Source organism: Oleiphilus sp. HI0066, from assembly GCF_001635725.1.
Genome location: NZ_LWFH01001276.1, coordinates 1 through 1,155 on the forward strand (window position 1 = coordinate 1; position 1,155 = coordinate 1,155).

The window sequence follows — 1,155 nt, forward strand, 5'->3', positions numbered from 1 at the left end:
GTGGCGTTGGTATGCTCTTTAAGGCGAACGGCGTAACGTCCATTCACGGTACTGCAAAAGTGCTAGCAGGTAAGAAAGTTGAAGTGACAGATAATGGTGGGAAGGTTTCAAGCTATGAGGCTGAAAACGTTATTATCGCAACGGGATCTAAGCCTATTGAGATTCCGCCAGCCCCTATAACTGAGGGGTATATTGTTGACTCAACGGGCGCTCTCGAATTCACAGAAGTTCCAAAACGAGTTGGTGTGATTGGCGCAGGCGTTATTGGCCTTGAGCTAGGCAGCGTTTGGGCTCGTCTTGGATCGGAAGTTACGGTTCTGGAAGCTCAGGACACGTTTTTGAGTGCTGTTGATCAACAAATCGCAAAAGAAGCGCTAAAGCAGTTTAAGAAGCAAGGCCTCGATATTCGTCTTAAATCTATGGTTCAAGGTACAGATGTTAAGCGCGGTCTCGTGAACGTTCAGTACAAAGATGCTAAAGGCGATCAAGAACTTAAAGTCGATAAGTTAATCGTTGGAGTTGGTCGAGCTCCTGTTACCGATGGTTTGTTGTCTCCAGATAGTGGTATCAATTTGGATGAGCGCGGTTTTATCTATGTTGATGATCATTGCCAGACTGATGTGCCCGGTGTCTATGCGATCGGTGATGTTGTTCGCGGTCCAATGCTTGCGCACAAAGGTTCTGAAGAGGGCGTCATGGTTGCCGAGCGTATTGCTGGTCAAAAGACGCAGGTCAATTACGATATTATTCCGGGTGTTATTTATACGCACCCAGAACTAGCATGGTGTGGTCAAAATGAAGAGCAGCTCAAAGCTGATGGCGTTCCGTACAATGTTGGTATTGCACCTTTTGCTGCAAGCGGCCGAGCGATGGCGACAAACGCGACGGCGGGAATGGTTAAGATTCTTGCGCATGAAGAAACGGATCGCATTCTAGGAGTGCATATCATTGGACCTAGCGCGTCTGAACTTATTGCCCAAGCTGTGATCGCGATGGAATTTGGTTCTAGTTCTGAGGACCTTGGTTTGACAATGTTTGCGCACCCTACGCTTTCTGAATCTGTGCACGAGGCGGCTTTAGCTGTTTCAGGACACGCTATTCACGTAGCAAACAGAAAGAAACGCAAATAATACATAATTTAGATTCGCCTATAAG

1 protein-coding gene is annotated in these 1,155 nt (G+C 47.0%); it reads left to right on the plus strand.

The window, feature by feature from the left end:
• Positions 1-1,130, plus strand: a 1,130-nt coding sequence (locus A3738_RS18420; protein ID WP_068763768.1) for an FAD-dependent oxidoreductase, incomplete at its 5' end; no start/stop codon positions are given.
• Positions 1,131-1,155 lie beyond the last annotated feature (25 nt).